This is a genomic window from Hymenobacter sp. BT491, from assembly GCF_014349165.1.
GTDB classification, from domain to species: domain Bacteria; phylum Bacteroidota; class Bacteroidia; order Cytophagales; family Hymenobacteraceae; genus Hymenobacter; species Hymenobacter jejuensis.
Window position 1 is genome coordinate 13,765 of sequence record NZ_JACSJJ010000011.1, and the last position, 18,219, is coordinate 31,983.

General features: G+C 57.5%; 17 protein-coding genes. 13 read left to right on the plus strand and 4 right to left on the minus strand.

What is annotated here, in order from left to right; genetic code table 11:
• Positions 1-79 precede the first annotated feature (79 nt).
• From ccsA (H9I52_RS22315) to ccsA (H9I52_RS22330), 4 genes are all read left to right on the plus strand, one after another.
• Positions 80-805, plus strand: a complete 726-nt coding sequence (gene ccsA, locus H9I52_RS22315; protein WP_139514808.1) for a cytochrome c biogenesis protein CcsA — start codon at positions 80-82, stop codon at positions 803-805.
• Entirely contained in the window at positions 786-1,022 is a 237-nt protein-coding gene (locus H9I52_RS22320; RefSeq protein WP_187455714.1) for a CcmD family protein, read from the plus strand. Before ccsA (H9I52_RS22315) ends, H9I52_RS22320 begins: the two co-directional genes overlap by 20 nt.
• Positions 1,023-1,125: 103 nt before the next feature.
• A complete protein-coding gene (locus tag H9I52_RS22325; protein WP_139514806.1) occupies positions 1,126-1,551 on the plus strand; it encodes a cytochrome c maturation protein CcmE in 426 nt (141 codons plus the stop codon).
• 86 nt (positions 1,552-1,637) lie between these two features.
• On the plus strand, positions 1,638-4,241 hold the full coding sequence (ccsA, locus tag H9I52_RS22330) for a cytochrome c biogenesis protein CcsA (RefSeq protein ID WP_139514805.1): 2,604 nt from the start codon (positions 1,638-1,640) through the stop codon (positions 4,239-4,241).
• A gap of 80 nt (positions 4,242-4,321) precedes the next feature.
• Here ccsA (H9I52_RS22330) and H9I52_RS22335 read toward each other — a convergent pair whose 3' ends face one another.
• A complete protein-coding gene (locus H9I52_RS22335; RefSeq protein ID WP_187455715.1) occupies positions 4,322-7,051 on the minus strand; it encodes a T9SS-dependent choice-of-anchor J family protein in 2,730 nt (909 codons plus the stop codon).
• Between the two features lie 147 nt (positions 7,052-7,198).
• Here H9I52_RS22335 and H9I52_RS22340 point away from each other — a divergent pair, with 147 nt between their 5' ends.
• The 8 genes from H9I52_RS22340 (at position 7,199) to H9I52_RS22375 (ending at position 13,582) form a co-directional block, all read left to right on the plus strand.
• Entirely contained in the window at positions 7,199-8,053 is an 855-nt protein-coding gene (locus H9I52_RS22340; protein WP_187455716.1) for a Rossmann-like and DUF2520 domain-containing protein, read from the plus strand.
• Positions 8,054-8,119: 66 nt separating this feature from the next.
• Positions 8,120-8,449 carry a 2Fe-2S iron-sulfur cluster-binding protein gene (locus H9I52_RS22345; protein ID WP_139514802.1) on the plus strand — a complete coding sequence of 110 codons (330 nt, stop codon included), beginning with the start codon at positions 8,120-8,122 and terminating at the stop codon, positions 8,447-8,449.
• 98 nt (positions 8,450-8,547) lie between these two features.
• On the plus strand, positions 8,548-8,784 hold the full coding sequence (gene iscX, locus H9I52_RS22350; RefSeq protein WP_139514801.1) for a Fe-S cluster assembly protein IscX: 237 nt from the start codon (positions 8,548-8,550) through the stop codon (positions 8,782-8,784).
• A gap of 127 nt (positions 8,785-8,911) precedes the next feature.
• Positions 8,912-9,415 carry a KdsC family phosphatase gene (locus H9I52_RS22355; RefSeq protein ID WP_187455717.1) on the plus strand — a complete coding sequence of 168 codons (504 nt, stop codon included), beginning with the start codon at positions 8,912-8,914 and terminating at the stop codon, positions 9,413-9,415.
• Positions 9,416-9,549: 134 nt separating this feature from the next.
• A complete protein-coding gene (locus tag H9I52_RS22360) occupies positions 9,550-9,744 on the plus strand; it encodes a cold-shock protein (protein WP_139514799.1) in 195 nt (64 codons plus the stop codon).
• Positions 9,745-9,887: 143 nt separating this feature from the next.
• A complete protein-coding gene (locus tag H9I52_RS22365; protein ID WP_187455718.1) occupies positions 9,888-10,799 on the plus strand; it encodes a geranylgeranylglycerol-phosphate geranylgeranyltransferase in 912 nt (303 codons plus the stop codon).
• Positions 10,800-10,915: 116 nt separating this feature from the next.
• A complete protein-coding gene (locus H9I52_RS22370; RefSeq protein WP_187455719.1) occupies positions 10,916-12,133 on the plus strand; it encodes a BamA/TamA family outer membrane protein in 1,218 nt (405 codons plus the stop codon).
• A 237-nt stretch (positions 12,134-12,370) separates the two neighbouring features.
• Positions 12,371-13,582, plus strand: a complete 1,212-nt coding sequence (locus H9I52_RS22375; protein WP_187455720.1) for a glycosyltransferase — start codon at positions 12,371-12,373, stop codon at positions 13,580-13,582.
• Here H9I52_RS22375 and H9I52_RS22380 read toward each other — a convergent pair.
• Genes H9I52_RS22380 through H9I52_RS22390 form a run of 3 tightly spaced genes read right to left on the minus strand, consistent with a single transcriptional unit; the run spans position 13,579 to position 16,116 of the window.
• Entirely contained in the window at positions 13,579-14,178 is a 600-nt protein-coding gene (locus H9I52_RS22380) for a class I SAM-dependent DNA methyltransferase (protein ID WP_187455721.1), read from the minus strand. The genes H9I52_RS22375 and H9I52_RS22380 overlap by 4 nt on opposite strands.
• A gap of 20 nt (positions 14,179-14,198) precedes the next feature.
• On the minus strand, positions 14,199-14,948 hold the full coding sequence (locus H9I52_RS22385; RefSeq protein ID WP_187455722.1) for a PIG-L deacetylase family protein: 750 nt from the start codon (positions 14,946-14,948) through the stop codon (positions 14,199-14,201).
• Positions 14,941-16,116 carry an acyl-CoA dehydrogenase gene (locus tag H9I52_RS22390; protein ID WP_262386197.1) on the minus strand — a complete coding sequence of 392 codons (1,176 nt, stop codon included), beginning with the start codon at positions 16,114-16,116 and terminating at the stop codon, positions 14,941-14,943. Before H9I52_RS22390 ends, H9I52_RS22385 begins: the two co-directional genes overlap by 8 nt.
• A 261-nt stretch (positions 16,117-16,377) precedes the next feature.
• On the opposite strand from H9I52_RS22390, the gene purH reads away from it, so the two are divergent.
• A complete protein-coding gene (gene purH / locus H9I52_RS22395) occupies positions 16,378-17,913 on the plus strand; it encodes a bifunctional phosphoribosylaminoimidazolecarboxamide formyltransferase/IMP cyclohydrolase (RefSeq protein ID WP_139514793.1) in 1,536 nt (511 codons plus the stop codon).
• Positions 17,914-18,219 lie beyond the last annotated feature (306 nt).

Here is an 18,219-nt window from a genome sequence, read left to right on the forward strand (position 1 = left end):
GCGCCAAAAAGGCACCACCGGCCACAGCCCCTAAAATCAGTGGGTAAAACATGACAATCCTCATTTTTTATCCACCTGCTTGCCCCGACCTTTCCTTCTTCTAACACCTCTGCTTCGCACGCTCTCAAACATGAAAAAAAACTGGTGGAAAGCCCTGACGGTGATTCTGCTGCTGTACACAGCCGTTGCCGGCTTGTTGGCACACGTACCCCGGCTGGCGATTCTCAACGAGACCATCCGTAACCTCTACTTCCACGTGCCCATGTGGTTTGCGATGACCATCATCCTGACCACGTCCATGATTTACTCCATCCGTTACCTGCGCACGCCCACCAACCGGCTGGATGTGCTGGCCCACGAATCGGCCAAAACCGGTATGGTGCTGGGGATCTTGGGGTTGCTTACGGGCAGCACGTGGGCGCGCTTCACGTGGGGTGCGTGGTGGGTGGCTTCCGATCCGCGCCTGAACGGTGCCGCCATTGCCATGCTGATTTATGGAGCTTACCTCGTGCTGCGGTCGTCCTTTACGGATGAGCAGCAGCGCGCCCGCGTGAGCGCCATCTACAACATATTCGCCTACGCGGCGGCCATTCCGCTGTTGTTTATCCTGCCCCGCATGCAGGATTCGTTGCATCCCGGTGCCGGCGGCAACCCTGGTTTCAGCAAGTACGACCTCGACAATAACATGCGCTTGGTATTCTATCCGGCCGTGATCGGCTGGACGTTGCTGGGCGTTTGGATCACGCAGGTATCTACCCGCCTGACGTTTTTGAAACAAAAGATTTATGAAAAACAGCTTGCGTAGCGCCCTGCTGCTCCTAGCCGCGCTGGTACTTCCGGTGTGGCAGGCCTTGGCCCAGACGGCCGCCGCCGATGCTCCCGAAATGGCCGATGCCATGCGTCAAAGTGGCAAAATCTACGTCGTGGTGGCCGTAATCGTGACGGTGTTGGTGGGCCTGCTGGCTTACCTGATCTCCCTAGACCGTAAGATCAGCCGCCTCGAACGCGAGGTGCGCGACTAAATAATATTTTCCGTAGGTCCGACGGATTTTTCGGGCCGGTTTGGTTGTTCAGAACAGCCGGCTACAACGATGCCGGCGCCGCGTTTTTCGCTGTACAAGCTCCATGAAAAAATCGCATATCCTCGTTTTGGCGGTCATTGCAGCCGCAATTGGTATCATTCTCAGCACCGCTGGCGACGTCAGCCAATACGTTTCTTTTAAAGAAGCCCGCGAATTAGCGGCGGAAGGCAGCCCGACCAAAGTGCACGTCGTCGGTCGCTTGCCCCGCGACGGGCAGCGGATTCTGGGCCTCGAGTACAACCCAACGCTCGATCCCAACTACTTTGCTTTCACGCTGGTAGATACCAATCGCATTGCGCAGCGCGTGGTGTATTTCAACCCCAAGCCTCAGGATTTCGACAAATCCGAACAAATCGTGATCACCGGCTCCATGCGCAACAACGTGTTTGTGGCCGACAAAATCTTGCTGAAGTGCCCGTCCAAATATGTTGAGAAGGACATCAAAGGCGCGACGGCTTCAGTCAACTAGAAGAAAAGTCAGCACAACCCTGGCTGTTTGGGATATCAAGATCGATTTCGAACAGTTAGCTGTATTTATTTAGTAATCAAGCACTTATGTTAAATACCTTCATCGGCGACTTCGGGCATCTGAGCATCATCGTGGCGTTTGTGGCGGCTACGGTGGCGGCGTATTCCTATTTCATGGCTGCCCGCAATCAGCCGCTGGGGGAAACCGACGCTTCTTGGCTGCGCATTGCACGCGGAAGTTTCTTGCTGCACGGGGCGGCCGTGGTGTCGGTCATTACGTGCTTGTTCATCATCATTCACAGCCACCGGTACGAATACTATTACGCCTGGAGTCACTCCAGCAACCACCTGCCGGTGTACTACATGATTTCCTGCTTCTGGGAAGGGCAGGAGGGATCCTTTCTGCTCTGGATTTTCTGGCACGTATGCTTGGGCCTGGCCATCATGCGCTTCAACCGCAAGTGGGAAGCGCCGGTAATGGCTGTTTTTGCCTTCGTACAGCTGTTCCTGACGTCCATGATTTTGGGCGTGGTGCTGCTGAACGTAAAGATTGGCTCTTCGCCTTTCATTCTCCTGCGCGACTTCCTGACCGATCTGCCAGTCTTCAAGCTCAACCCGAATTTCGTTCCGAAAGATGGTACAGGCCTGAACCCGTTGCTCCAGAACTACTGGATGGTGATTCACCCGCCGACGCTGTTCTTGGGCTTTGCCCTGACGCTGGTGCCGTTTGCCTTCGCCATCGCCGGCCTCTGGAAAGGCGAACTCACCAAGTGGGTGAAGCCCGCGTTGCCTTGGGCGCTGTTTGGCGGCCTGGTGCTGGGCGTGGGCATCATGATGGGTGCGTATTGGGCCTACGAAACGTTGAACTTCGGCGGCTACTGGAACTGGGACCCGGTTGAAAACGCCGTGTACATTCCATGGCTGGTGCTGGTGGCGTCCGTTCACGGCATGGTGCTGTGGCGCCGCAGTAAAACGGCGTTGCGTACCTCTTTTGTGTTGGTAATCACCACGTTCCTGTTGGTGCTCTACGCCACTTTCCTGACGCGCAGCGGGGTATTGGGCAATGCTTCCGTCCACTCGTTTACCGATTTGGGCCTTTCGGGCCAGCTGATTGTCTACCTCGCCGCGTTTGTGGTGCTGGCTATCGGCTTGCTATGGTATCGCTGGAAAGAAATTCCGATCACTGATAAAGAGCTCACCACTTACAACTCCGAGCTGTGGGTATTTGTGGGGGCTACGGTGCTGTGCTTGGGCGCTTTTCAGGTGCTCGTAACTACCAGTATACCAGTATACAACGCTTTTCTGGGCTTTGTGGGCATCAAGTCCAACTTGGCACTGCCCGCCGACCAGATTGCGCACTATACCAAGTTCCAGCTCTGGATGGGCGTGCTAATCGCACTGCTGTCGGGCATTGCGCAGGTGATGTGGTGGCAAAAAAACGACAAGGAAAGCTTGACCAACTCCCTCACCGTGCCGGGTATCCTAACCCTGCTAGGCGCTTCGCTGATTATTCTATTGGTGCGTTACAACAAGCTGCAAATCAGCCCGGTATACATTGTGGTACTTACGGCTGGTTTGTTTGGGGTACTGGCCAACCTGAGCATGGTCCTGACGTTGGTGAAGCGGAAGGTGAGCCTGTCGGGCGGCGGGGTGGCCCACATCGGCATCGCGCTGATGCTGCTGGGTATCTTGGCGTCGGCTGGGTATTCCAACATCATCTCCAAGAACTCGTCGGGATTGCTGTATTCGCGTGAATTCACGGAAGAAATCAACCGTGACAACGTGCTGCTGTGGCGCAACGAATCGGCACCGATGGACGGCTACGACGTGAGCTACACCGGTCAGTATTTTGAAGTGCCCGGCCTGCCCGAGTACGTAAACAAAGAAGTGCTGTTCCGCACCGACGATGAGTATAAAGCCTTAGCCCGCGCCGATATCAAGCAAGGCGATAAGGTATATTACAAAGCCGGCGACACACTCAATATCCTGCCCGAAAACACGTATTACCGCGTCGAATACAAAGACAAGAAAACCGGCGAAGCCTTTGTCTTGTATCCACGGGCGCAGGCCAACGAGGAAATGGGTGGCCTGCTGGCTTCGCCTGACATCAAGAAATTCCTAACCCACGACATCTACTCGCACATCGCCGCCACGCCCGACCCGAACAAGGAAAAGGACTGGAGCGAAGTGAAAGAGCACGTGCTGTCGGTGGGCGATACGCTGTTTGTTAACGATTATTTTGGCGTATTCCGCGGCGTAGAACCAGCGCACGAGACCGCAGGCTTGGGCCTGAAAAAAGGCGATCTGGCGATTCAGGCCGACTTTATGGTGTACGGCGAGAAGAAGCAATACCACGTGCACCCGGTGTTTGTGGTGCGCAACCGCCTCATTGGCCGCGTGCCGGACGAAGTAGAGGACATCGGTCTGCGCTTGAGCTTTGTCAACGTAGACCCCACCAAGGGCAAGTTCACGTTTGGAGTGAGCACCACACAGAAGGATTATATCATCCTGAAAGCCATGCAGAAGCCTTTCATCAACCTGCTGTGGAGTGGCACGTTGCTGATGGCAGTGGGCTTCGGAATGGCCATTGTGCGGCGCCGGCGCGAAGCCCGCGAAACTGTAGCTGCCATACCAGAACCAGCTACTGCCCGCAGGCCTCGCGCATTGCGCCAGCCTGAAAAAGTAGCATAAGTAATTGATTGACAAACATTTGCAATAAAAAAGCCGTGGCACATGCCACGGCTTTTTTATTGCTTAAGGACGTAAGGCTCTTATTTCTGCACCGCAATGCGCTTCACGGCCGTTTCGCCGTCAATGTCAAGCTTCAGGGTATAGATGCCGGCTGCGAGTGCCGAAAGGTCCAGTTGGTCCTGCTTGCCGGTGAGCGTGCGCGTGTACACGACTTGGCCCAGCGAGTTGACTACTGCTGCCTGCACCTTGCGGGCACTGGTAGCGCCTAGGTCGATGGTCAGGCGGCCCGTGGTTGGGTTCGGATATGCATTGATGGCCCGCGACAAAGCCGTATTTACAGATAGCACGGTGGGCGTAATGGCAATGTCGTCGATGGCAAGGAAGAAGGCGTCGCCGGGGCTAATGGCGTGGAAACCAATGTAATACTGCCCGTTGGCGGTGGGGCGCAATGGTTGCGAATTCACCGCAGTGAAGGTTTGGGCCGCCAAGGTAGTGCTGGTGTATATGGTATTGGCCGCCGGCATGCCCGCCACCGTTGGCGAGGTACCATACCGGATTTCTAGGCCTTCGGGAATGGCCGGTCCGTTGTTGAAAGCCCCCACCCGGTACTTAAACGACACCGTGTATTGCTGAAGCGCGCTCAGGGAAAGCGCCGGCGTAAAGAACCAATCATCGGCCCCAATCGCGGGGTCTAGGCTATTGTAGCTGTACACAATGCTATTGGGCGTGCTAGGCGTGCCTTGTATTTGTGCCACTTCCCAGCCAAACTGGTCGTTATTGGCGTCTAGGACCGTAACACCGCAGGGGAGAGCCGGGGCGGTTCGGGCGTCGAAATTCTCGGCGTAGGGTACGGTGCTCGCGGCCTGGCATGCCGTCGTGAGCGCATAAGGGCCGTTGTTGGCACTGGTACCGGCCGTGCCGCCACAGTTTTTGCGAACGTAAACGTCGTAGGTAGTGCCTGCCGTAAGACCGGGCAGAGCGATGGGCGAGGTCGTGCCCGCTACCGTTGTGCCCGTGCCAAGTGCGAAGCCTTTGGGTCCGTATTCTACTACGTAAGGTCCTGTACCACTGGTCGGTGTGAAATTGACCGCCGCGGAGGTTGCGGTGATGTTGCTCAGGCTCACATTAATGGGCGCACCGCAAGCCGGAGCTGCTCCGAACGTAACACCAAGAGCCAACTGAGCGCCCTCTAAACCTACGTCGCCAAACTCATCCCAGCCACCATTGTTGAGATCGTTGGCATAATAAGTCGCCTTCCGCAACGGGAATTCAATTTGATACCCGATGCCGCTGCTAGCGCCGGTTTGCTCCGCAATAGCCACATAAAAAGGGCTGTTAACCAAGACGTTAGGCACGGGTAGCGTTACTTCGCCGCCCGCGGCCGTGCGGGTTTGCACATCGGAAGTATAGAGAGTTTTGCCCGGCGTTCCGTTGGGGCCGGTTGCGTCGTAGAGCAAGAACCGGTACGCGGCCGTATTGCCCGCTACGTCCTTAAACCGCGCTGTGATGGCGCTTACCGTGGTGGGTTGGTTGATGACAAACTTCGCGGCTAGTTGCCCGCTTGCTGCCCCATAGGTCAGGCCGCCTTGCAAATCCTTGGTTGGGTCGGTGTACAGGATCTGGTTGGTGGTAACGACCTGCGAGGTGGTAAGCTTGTTGTCGCTGTTTTCGTCGTCGCTGGTGAGCGTTACAGTCAGCGTGTTGGTGCCGGGGTTCAGCGTAGCCGGATACGGATCGAAGACTACTTCGCGCACTTCGCCGCGGGCCAACGAGAACGTTTTGGAACTGGTAAAGGTATTGGCGCCGGTTACTTGGAGCGTAGCCGTGGCATTGGCGAAAGCCGCTGTGCCAAAGTTGATGACGGCAGCTTTCACCGTGTGGGGCAGTGCTTCGGGAGAAATTCGGCCTAACGTATAGATAGCCGTAATGCCACCGTCGCGGGGCAGGCCAGGCGTAAAGCGGTACGTGGTGCCGGCCGCTGGGCGGGTGCTCGCCCGGAAGTTGAAGCGGTTCTCATCCGGGCCGCTGTAGTTGCGGCCTAAGGCCGTAGCCTCGGTCCAGTCCTGGGCGGAAGACTTTTGCAGCACAACCGCTTGGTTAGCAGCCTTTCCGGAACCCTTGATGCCGACGGCGGCCGCCTTGAAAAAGTCTTGGTTGGCGGCGATAGAAGCAGCAGTAGGCACATCGTACACAAACTCGATGACGTTGGTGCCCTCGTACAGCTTCGCCTGAAAAGAAAAGTTGGTGTATTTGGCCACCACCCCGTCGCGCGATTTGTCGCTCACATTCTTCCACTGGATCGTGCAGATGCGGTTGGGCGCGGTGCCCGTAGTCGCGACCCGGTATTCGGCTGGGCTGGCACCGGCCACCAAATCGACGTTGAAGGGCAGAAGCAGGTTGACATCGGCCGCATCGGCGCTGTTGAGTGGGCCGCCGCCGTAGTTCTCGGCACCGTTGAAATAGCTGGCAGCCGACGGATTCTGGCTGCCTAGGCGCAGGTAGCCGTTCGTGTTCAACACAAACTGCGTGAAAGCGGCGCCGTTGTAGTTGAAGGTGAAGCCAATGGGCTGCGCAGCCGAATTGGCGTCGTCGGTGCTGGTGGTGGTAATAGCTGTGCCCGTGGCGGCAAGATCCGTGTAAGTACCTTGCGCGATCTGGACGCTGTACTCATTGTAATTCAAATCCTGGGCTTGGGCCGTAAACGCCCCTAATACCGTTGCGAGCAACGCCGTGAGCCCCGTTAATCGAAGGGCGCTCCACCAGCCGCTCTTCGCAGTTCGCAGAGCACCCGTAGCGTAAGTATGTTTCATGCCGAAAGAAAATAAGGTAAGTGAGAAATAAAGCGCTTTTGACAACTGCATAAAGACACAGTTTCTTACGGGAAGTTTGCAAAAGCTTCCTTTACAATGTCCTGATTTTTTTAGAAAAACTTCTAGTTACCAAACTGGTCCGTTTGTATGCTGCCACTTCCTGCGCTCCCAACTGCTGCTGTTTCTTCTCCCAACGCGTTGCGCGTGGTGTTGCTGGGGGCGGGGCGGGTGGCCGCGCACCTAGCACCGGCGCTGGAGCAGGCAGGCCATCGGGTGGTGCACATCTGGAGTCGCTCGGCGGCTGGCGCTACCAGTTTGGCAGCACGCTTACACGGCGCAACGGCCGGTGCCGACCCCGATTTGCGGCACCTGGAGGCCGATGTTTTCGTGCTGGCCGTGCCCGATGCAGCCGTGGCGAGTGTGTTGCAAGTGGCTCATTTCCCGATAGATGCGTTGGTGGCACACACGGCCGGCGCGCTGCCATTAGATGTCTTTGCGGCGTATTCCGGGGTGCGGGGAGGTGTTTTCTATCCGCTGCAAACGTTCAGTCCTGGCCGCGCGGTGGCGTGGGAAACCGTGCCTTTGTGCATTGAAGCAGCCGAAACGGATGGCGAAGCCACGTTGCTTCGGCTGGCGCACAGCCTGAGCCACGACGTGCGGTTGGTGGCCACGCCCGCGCGCTTGGCGCTGCACGTAGCGGCCGTGTTTGCCAGCAATTTTACCAATCATGTGCTGGGCATCAGCCACGCGCTGATGCAGGAAGCCGGCTTGCCGTTCGACTTGCTGGCGCCCTTGGTGCGCGAAACCACCGAAAAGGCGTTGGCCAACCCACCTTTTACCGTCCAGACGGGCCCGGCCGCCCGCCAGGATACGCCTACGCTGCACCGGCACGAGGCTGTGCTGGCGGCCCACCCACAATGGCAGGCTTTATACAAGGCCTTGACAATCAGCATTCAGCAACAAGCGCAAGCGCCGGCTCGAAACAACGAAGACCCGAAGTAGCTTTGATTCGGGGGCGGGGGTGCCTACCTTCGTGCCCGCATTTAGCTTTGCTTAATAAGTCACGCCGTGAAAGCTGTCAATATCACCTTTAAGTTTCAGGACGGCCAGCCCGATCAGACGCACGTTGCGGCGCAGGGCGAATCGGTGCTGGACGTTGCCCTCAACAACGGAATACACTTGCAGCATAATTGCGGCGGCGTTTGCGGTTGCAGCACTTGCCACGTGTACGTGTTGCAGGGCGAAGACGACCTGCCCGAAATCAGCGATAAAGAAGAGGATTTCATCGATCGCGCCGTCAATCCGCGCATCAATTCCCGCCTTGGATGCCAGTGCGTTGTGCAAGGCAACGAGGATCTGGTAATCTTGCTGCCCCCACAGGAGTTCTTGGGACATTAAGGCTTTTGTTATTCATAACTATTTGATTGTTAAATAGTTATGAATAATCGCATCAGCATCCAGTTAACGGCTAACCTACCACCTGATATTCCTACCCTATGAATCACTTTGAGCCTCCCATGAAGTGGAGCGACCACGAGGACATCGCCATGGCGCTTTACGAAAAATTTGGGGACGACTTCACGGAAAACAAGATCTACCGGATCCGTTTTACCGATTTGCTGGAATGGGTGCTCACACTGCCCAACTTCGAAGGCACCCGCGAACAAGCCACGGAAGGCCACCTCGAACAGATTCAGGCCAAGTGGGTTTATGAATGGCGCGATAATCAATAAGTGATTGATTATTAAGTAATTACAAATCTTCGTCGTAGCTGCCTGCGGGCGGCTACGATTGGCCAAAGCCTAACTTCCTCACGGATACGACTTTGGCTACGCTACCGGTTTCTTCTTATCTCTGGTGATGCCTGCCCCCCTTACCCCGCCTGACCTGTCCACCGTGCAAGCCTTCGTCCTCGATGTGGATGGCGTCCTGACCGACGGTACTTTATTGGCGCTGAACTCCGGCGAGCAAGCTCGTGCCTTTCACATTCGCGACGGGTATGCCATCCGGTATGCCTTGCGGAAGGGCTACCGCATCGTGGTCATTTCGGGGCGCGAGGAAGAAGGCGTGCGCAAGCGCTTGGAGTCGCTGGATGTGCTCGATATCTACCTGGGCGTCGACGACAAGATGAAGATCTTCAACACCTACATCAACGTGCATCGCCTCGACCCGGCACACATCGCCTACATGGGCGACGACATGCCCGACATGGAGGTAATGCGCCGGTGTGCCGTGGCTGCTTGCCCCATAGATGCCGCCTCCGACGTACTGGCCATCAGCAATTATGTGGCCACCAAAGGCGGCGGACAGGGTGCCGTACGCGAGCTGATTGAGGCGGTAATGAAAGCCCAGAAGACCTGGTAACCTGCCCGCGTAGTAGGCTGGACAACAGCACGTTTTCTCGGTTTTGTGCCCTTGTGAGCGTCCTGAGTGGGTTGTGATTTTCTAAAATCCCTCTATCTTTACCCACTCATCCATTCACCTTTTTTATTTTTTTCATGAAAACAGGAACCGTAAAATTCTTTAATGAGTCGAAGGGCTACGGCTTCATTACGGAAGACGGCACGAAGGAAGATTTCTTCGTCCACGTAACCGGTCTTAACGGGGGCCAAATTCAACAAAACGACCGCGTGGAGTTCGACACGCAGGAAGGCCGCAAAGGTGTTAACGCGGTGAATGTGAAGAAACTGTAGGTTCCTGCCTACTTACGTTTTTTTCTTGCTGAGAAAGCCTCTCCCCTTTGGAGAGGCTTTCTTTTTGGGCCTGATCTGGTGGCAGGTAGCCCGATTACGCGCGCCGCCCTGCATCTTTGCTAATTGGTTTCTGTTACTCCGCCATGCCTTCCGCCGCCCTGCCTTCTGCTCAGTTGCCGCCTGTGGGTGGTGGTGGCAGCGATCGCCCGCTGTTGCGGCTGATTCGCTTTCCCAACCTCGTGCTGATGGCCTTGTGCCTATGCTTGGTGCGGGCTTGTCTGCTGTTGCCCAACGAGCTGCTAAAGGCCCTGTTGGCCCCCAGGTTTGGCTTGCTGGTAGTCGCGACGCTCAGTGTGGCGGCGGCGGGCTACGTCATCAATGATTACTACGACGTCAAGATCGACGCCATCAACCGGCCCAGTCGCTTGGTGGTGGGGCGAGTGATCAATCGGCGGCATGCGATGCTGGCTCATCTCGTGCTTACGGGCATTGGCATAGCGGTCGCCGGCTTGCTGTCGCCGTTGCTGGGACTGGTGCATCTGGGCTCGGCGCTGCTGTTGTGGGGCTATTCAATTCGGTTTAAGCGCGTAGCGTTAGTCGGAAATGTAAGCATCGGCGCCCTCACGGCATCGCTGGTGCTGCTGCCCGAACTACAGCTGCGCACCGGCAGCCCTACGGTGTGGGTATATGCGTTGGCTGCTTTTCTGCTCACGGTGGTGCGCGAAATCGTGAAGGATGTAGAAGACATGCGCGGCGATGCGCAACACGACTGCCGTACGCTGCCCATTGTGTGGGGTGTGGCCCGCACCAAGTGGGTAGCCGGCTTTTTCCTGCTCAGCTTGTTTCTGCTGCTGACGGGTACCATTTGGGAGGCCGCGCAAGATCGTCGGTGGCTCCTGGGGTTATGGCTGTGGCTTACTGTATGGGTGCCCTTGGGGTTGTTGGGACGGTATTTAGCCCACGCCGATCGCCGCCGCGATTTTTCGAGGTTGAGCAGCTGGTGCAAATGGATCATGCTGGCCGGCGTGCTGTCTATGCTGCTGGTAGGAGGCTAGCAAAACAGTTTGGCCGATTCTGCGTTAACAAGGCGGACAGTAAAAATTGACTAAAAAGACGTTTATTTAGTACTTAGTCAGGGTTATTGCTCAGCTTTCTATCCCCAGCCCACTATATGCGTTTTCTCTACCCGTTGTCGGCACTGCTGCTGTTAGGCCAACTTGCATCTGCTCAATCGGTTACCACGCCTGCTTCTCCCGACTCAGCCGTTCGGGTGACTACTGTCGCGCCCGTTGTGGCCGTTACCCCGCCCGAGAAAGACAAAGACAAGAAGGAGAAGCCCAGCTTTATTCCGGTGCCGATTGCCTTCTACCAGCAGGAAACCGGCTTTGCAGGCGGCCTCGCCATTTTGCCAGTCTGGCGCTTCGGCACCGACACCACCGTGCGCAAGTCGAACGTCCGGTTGCTGGGCTGGATTTCGCAGAAAAAGCAAACCACACTGCAGCTTACCCACAACATCTTTACGCCGGAAGAAAAATTCTTTTTCTCGGGCGAGCTGAGTTATTACGACTTGGTTTTCAGCTACTACGGCCGCGGAAACGACACGCGCAAGAGCGACGAGGTCAAGATAAAGTATCCGCTTTTCGTGTTCGATGAGAAGGCATTGGCCAAAGTAGTACCCAACCTGTTTGTGGGCTTGCGCTACCGGCTTACCAACTTAGGCGACGTAAAATTAAAAGACCCGGTCGACCAAGGCAACAACCCCCTCAACGTGTATAACCGCTTAAGCTCGCAGGAGCGGAGCGGTGGAATTACATCTGGCCTAGGCCCGGCGCTCCTATACGACGGCCGCGACAACGTGCTGGCTACGTACACTGGCAATTACGTGGATGCGCACATGCTGTTCAACGGGTCGGCGCTGGGCAGCGACTATAAGTTCACGCGTTACCAAGTGGATGCACGCCATTTCAACCCGTTGTTTGGCTCCAACAATACCATTTTGGCGCTGCAATTTTTGGGGCAATACCACTCGGGCAGTGTGCCTTTTCGCGAGCTGGGCAGCATGGGCGCCACGCTGGGCGGCTCGCTCTACAACAATACCTACCTGATGCGCGGCATTTACGAAGCCCGCTTCCGCGACCGCCAGTTCACCACGTTTCAGGCCGAAATTCGCCAAAAGTTATTTTGGCGCTTCGACGGAGCCGCGTTTTTGGGCGTGGGGCAAGTGGGCTACAAGCTCTCCGATTATAGCTTCGACGGTACCAAGTTTGCCGGCGGCGTAGGTGCCCGCTTCCGCTTCAACCGCCGCGACCGACTCAACATTCGCCTTGACTACGGTGTGGGCTCAGGTGGCAACTCCGGAATCATCTTTGCAGTAGGAGAAGCCTTCTAAGTGATTGATAATTAAAGTTTTGCAGAATGGCCCTTTCGAGCAGAAAGGGCCATTCTGCTTTTCAGGCCAAGTCAGCTAGTGCTCGACTTACCGGCGGATGAGGAGCAGCGAAGCTCGACACTGCGCAGAAACTCCCAACAGGCTGCTAACGCGGGTAGCCGCCAAGCCTGATTAATTTATTATTTATTAGCACGGCAGTTGACACCCCGGCGCGGGAATCGGCGTATTAGCGAGTCAATGGAACCTGTTTTACCCCTGCGCTTTCAGGGTGGGGGCGAGCCGATGGCATCGGCTCCTCGCTTGTACATCGGCGCGCCACCCGCCTCACAACTGCTAGCCACGGTTATCATTCCGGCCAAAAACGAAGCGCGCCATCTTAAGCGCGCCTTGACGGCGTTGGCAGCCCAAACCGACCTGGACGGTGCTCCGCTCGACCGTCGTAGCTACGAAATCATTGTGCTGGCCAACAACTGCCGCGACCAAACGGCCGAGGTGGCCCGGCGCTTTGCACGAACCAACCCGGATGTGGCGCTACACGTGGTGGAACTGACGCTTCCGCCTGCCGAGGCGCACGTAGGCCGAGCCCGGCGCTTGCTAATGGACGAAGCGTATCGGCGGTTGGAGTTGCACAAATTGCCTAACTGCTTCATTGCCAGCACCGATGCCGATACCTGTGTGGCGCCGACGTGGCTTGCTGCCACGCACGTGGAACTGGCAGCCGGCGCCGATGCCGTGGGCGGCCGGATTCTGACCATTGCGGGTACTTGCCGGGCTTCGGTGGCAAGTCGGCGGCACCACCTGCGCGACGCTGTATATCGGTTGCTGCGGGCGCGCCTCGAAAGCCTGATCGACCCGGACCCGGCCGACGCGTGGCCGCGCCATCAACAGCATTTTGGGGCCAGCTTTGCCATTACGCCGCAGGCGTACCGACAGGTAGGCGGACTGCCAGTCGTGCAATATTTGGAAGATGAAGCGCTCTATCAGGCCCTGCGTCGCCACGATCTGCGCGTGCGCCATAGCCCGTTGGTGCGCGTACTCACCTCCGACCGCCAAACGGGGCGCGTCGCAGTAGGGCTTTCGTGGCAGTTGCGCCAATGGTCGCGCCTGCACCAGCAACAGCGTGAGCCACAGGTAGAAAGCGGAAAATGCTTGCTTCAGGAGTGGCAGACGCGCAGGCAGTTGCGCTCGCTTTGGGCTACCGTGCGCATGGCAGCCGTCGCCCCCGACAGACAAACCGTACGTGAGCTAAGCACATCCTTGGGCATTTCAGCCATAAAGTTGGCCTTGCAACTCTCGCAAGCGGCTACGTTTGGGGCGCTCTGGAGTTGGGTAGCGGCCGAGCGCGCTACCGCCGGTTTATGGGACAAGCGCTGGCCGCTGGTGCCACTACAACAGGCCTTGGACGAAGTACGCCAGCTCATTAGGCACTACGAGCGGCCAGTACGCTAACGCTTTTCAAACAAATCGAGCCGGTAGGTTTCGTAGCGCTGGCCGTGCAGGTGGCGTAAAGGGCCCGAAACAGTTGCTTGAGAAAGAAAAAACTCATGCACTTCGTCGCCCGTGAGCGGATAATCGTGCACGACGGGAGTCCAATGTACAAGCAGCAGCTGGCTTCTTGGCGCCAAACGGTCCAGCAGGCCTGTGGCTACGCGTTCCAAGTCGGGCAGGCTCCAGTAATAGCCAACTTCCGACAGCATGATCAGATCAAAAGCGCTGCCGTCCGGAAACTCGTTGGGCAGAAACATCAGCCGAAATTCGACCTGCGGCAAGTTGGCGCACCGGGCGCGGGCGCGCTCCAAAGGCGCCTCCGCAACGTCTACGGCCAGCAAATAGTCGCAGCGCGTTGCTAGTTGCTCGGTCAGGACGCCCAACGAACAGCCCACTTCAAAAGCCCGCCCGTAGCGAGGCCGGGGCAAAGCGGCCAGCGTAGTCGCATATTTTTCGTGCTCGTACGGGCTGGTCTCAAATTTCCACGGGTCGGCGTTGGCCTGATAAACTCCGGCGAAATAGTCAGGCGGCAGGGTATTGGGCTGATCCTTATTCATTTTATATAAATGTCTTATAATCAATAGTTTGTGTATTCGAGGTACACCTCGGTGGGCTGGGCAAAATGCGCCAACATCTGCGGAGCCAGCTGAAATCCCGTTGGGTCGTCGTCGATTAGGTTGGTGAGCTGGGAGCGATGCGCGGCAATGGCTTTTTGTTTTTGCGCCAGCACCGGCTCAATGTCGATACGCCATCCCTCCACTTCCCCGGTCTGGGGCAACTCGTGCGGGGCCGCCCGTTCCCAGGCCCACACCACGTATTCCAGCAAACGCGGCGCGTTGGGCAACGCCGCCAGCGCCGCCCGCACAAGCTGGCTGGTTGCCCGATGGTCAGGGTGCGGATCGCGGCGCCAGGGCACCAGCACTGTGGCCGGGGCAGTAGCTGTAAAGAAGGAAATAAGCTGCAAAACGGCTTCTGCAAAGCCCGGTACCTGCAAGCCCGGCACGGCGCCATCGGGCAAGCGCATCAGAAGCTTGTGTTCGGGGGCAATGCCCAGTAAATCAAGCGCTTCCTGAAATTCTGCTTCGCGCAACGATCGGCGGGCGGTGGGCGGAAATTTCTGTGAGTTGGGATGCGACATCGTGCCATCGCTCACCAGCACAGCACTCACCGGCACTTGCTCGGCTCTCAACAACGCCAACAAGCCTCCGCACCCCAGCGATTCATCGTCGGGGTGGGGTGCCACCACCACCGTAGGACCAAGCGTTTGGGCAAAAGCGGACTCTCTGATGGGCAGGGCCTTGAAGCTAATGGGCTGTGTATTAGTCATTCCAGAGGGCATGAGCAGGGGTATTTGCCTCGGAAAGCACAAAGCGGCCAGCGTCGGCGATAGCGGCATCCGGAGCGGGCTGGCGCAGGTAGTGGGTCAGGTCGCGGTGCAAGCGCTCAAAGGGCAACGGACGCAACAGGCCGCGGGCACCTACGCAGCGCTCGGCCAGTTGCAGCACCCGCAAACAAATGTCTTCGATGGCTGTGCGGGTAAGGTTGGCATAGGCAACGGTGGCCTCTGGCTCCGCGATAGCGGCGGGCCGGGACGCGTGTTCGGCGGCACTGCGTAGCCATTGGTTGCCGCTCTCGACCAGCAGGGCCAACTCCCCCAACCGCATGCGTTGGTACGGGTCGTCGGTGCGGTGCAGCTGGTTTAAAAAGAGGCGGGTTTCATCAAATACAGCCTCGGCGCCCCCCAGCTGCACGGCGGCAAACCGAATGGCGCCGCCGCTAAACCACGGCTGGCGGTAATAATCGCCGGGCTGGCCCAGCAAATCCTCGGCGTTGAGTTCCAACCCCGTAAAATCGACTTTAAAGCTAGCGGTAGCTCGCATGCCCAAAGGCCGCCAAAATGATTTGTCGAGTACCGGCGACTGTTGGTCGGCCGGCAACACAACCATCTGCCAGCCTCCGTCGGGCAGGGCTCCCGTAATCAGAGGCCGTGTGACGTGCCCGGCGCCGGAGCCAAAGGTTTTGCTGCCGTGCATCCGGTAGCGCCCGTCCGCCAGCGGCTCGAGCCGGACGCCGTCGTGCGCTTCCGTGTTCCAAACCCCAAACAGATGTCCCGCTTCGGCATCGGCGGCCCAACGCGCCAGTTGTTCCGGTTGGCCAAACCGCTGGACTAATTGCAGCGCATTGACATGCCCCTCGTACACACGCCCCACCGCCAGATTGCCGCGCCCAATGTGCTTGAGGGTACGCAGCGAAAAATACAAAAGGTTATCGTATAAATAATTGATATTCAACGATTTATACAAAGGAGCAGCCAATAGTCCTGCTTCGCGCAGCCAGTTCAGCTCTTCGCTCGGAAAACCGCCTTCATAGTCAGAATGAATAGCATGAGCAGCTAGGCGCGGCGCGAGCTGGGCGGCTGCCATTTCCGGACAGAGCGGCGGCAGCGCATCGACCGGGGGCGCGGTCGGGGGCGAAGGTTGTGAGGCAATTGACATACATTTCTTTCAACTTGAAAAGGAAGCCGAAGGTTGACCCTGCGCCTTACTTACGTCAGAAGTAGAGCCTAAAGCGGTGTGAAATCAACTTATAAGTGCAGCTAAATCCGCAATCCGGGGCGTGTGCCGACGGAAAACCAAGTTCATGGTATCCGAGAGAAGAGCCCGCGCGTAACAATTCGGTAATACAGGCCATTGGGGCCACGGCGCCGGGCAAGCTACCTTCGTGCCGTCATTTGTTCAGCCTAACTTCTTTTGACCATGCAGCCTCAAGCCATTCGCTCCGCCCTCGTTTCCGTGTATTACAAAGACCGATTAGAGCCGTTGGTAGCGCTGTTGAAGGAGCACGGCGTACAGCTGTATTCGACGGGCGGCACGCAGAAATTTCTGGAAGAGCAGGGCGCCGAAGTAACGGCCGTGGAGAGCCTGACGGGTTTCCCGGCGGTGTTTGGCGGTCGAGTTAAAACGTTGCACCCCAAAGTGTTTGGCGGAATTTTGCAGCGCCGCCACGAAGCCAGCGATGCGCAAGAAGCCGCACAGCACGAGATTCCGCCCATCGACCTAGTAATCGTTGATTTGTATCCGTTTGAGGAAACCGTAGCCTCCGGCGCCGGGGAAGCAGACGTAATTGAAAAGATTGACATCGGCGGCATCTCGTTGCTGCGCGCCGCCGCCAAAAATTATCGCGACGTGCTTGTGGTCAGTGGCCGCGACCAGTACGAAGCGGTTACCGAGTTGCTCCGCACCAAAAACGGCGCCACCGACCTGGAAGATCGGCGGCAGTACGCGGCGGCGGCGTTCGAGGCCACGTCGCACTACGACACCCAGATATTTCAGTACATGAGCCAAGGCACCGCGCTGGCAGGTACAACCCTGAAAGTCAGTCAGAAGCCGGCCACGCCGCTGCGCTACGGCGAAAACCCGCACCAAGCCGGCACGTTCTACGGCGACTTGAGTGCGCTCTTCGAGCAGCTGCACGGTAAGCAATTGAGCTACAATAACTTAGTGGATGTAGATGCGGCCGTAGCTCTGATGGCCGAATTTGAAGATGAGCAGCCTGCCTGCGCCATTCTAAAGCACACTAACGCCTGCGGGGTGGCTCAGGCCGCTTCGGTGCGCGAGGCGTATGTGAACGCGCTGGCCTGCGATCCGGTGTCGGCGTTTGGCGGTGTGATCATCTTCAACAAGCCCATTGACGAGCCCACGGCGCAGGAGCTGAACAAGTTGTTCTTTGAAGTGCTGATTGCGCCGGAATTCGACGCGGCCGCCCTGCCGATTCTGCAAAGCAAGAAAAACCGCATCCTGCTCCGCCAGAAGCCCGTGGAGTTCCCGCGGAAGCAAATCAAAACGCTGCTCAACGGCATCATCGAGCAGGACTTCGACCGCCAGACCGAAACGGCCGCTGATTTTAAAGTCGTAACCCAATCGGCCCCAACGGCTGAGGAAACGGAAGCATTGGTGTTTGCCGCCAAAGTTTGCAAGCACACCAAGAGCAATACCATTGTGCTGGCGCGGCCGGGCCAGCTGCTGGCTTCGGGCGTGGGCCAAACCTCACGCGTCGACGCCTTAAAGCAGGCCATTGAGAAAGCGCGGGCGTTTGGTTTCGACCTAAATGGCGCCGTAATGGCCTCCGATGCCTTCTTTCCCTTCCCCGATTGCGTGGAAATTGCGGCCGAAGCCGGCATCCGGGCCGTGGTGCAGCCCGGTGGCTCCATCAAAGACCAAGACAGCATCGCCGCCTGCGACCGTTTGGGCCTGGCCATGGTCATGACCGGGGTGCGGCACTTCAAGCACTAAGCAAAATAAAAGCACCTTTTTAGCTGCTCCGTGCGAGTCGATTCACTCTTCTAGGTGTTACCTTGCTGAAAGCACAGCAAGCCCCGTTGTCACCGCAATTCTGGCCGACAACGGGGCTTGCTGTATCCGCAAGTTGGAGCTTTGTTCAGGCCTGTTTTGGTCGCGTTTGCGCACGCCTTCTTTCGCCCAAAGGGCCAAAAGAAGGCTCCAACAGTTGAGTTTGCCACACAATGTTATAGGCAACTTCTTCGTTAACCGGCCTCATCAACCTTCGCCTGTCGCGTGCGACAGACGGTGGTGCTTCGG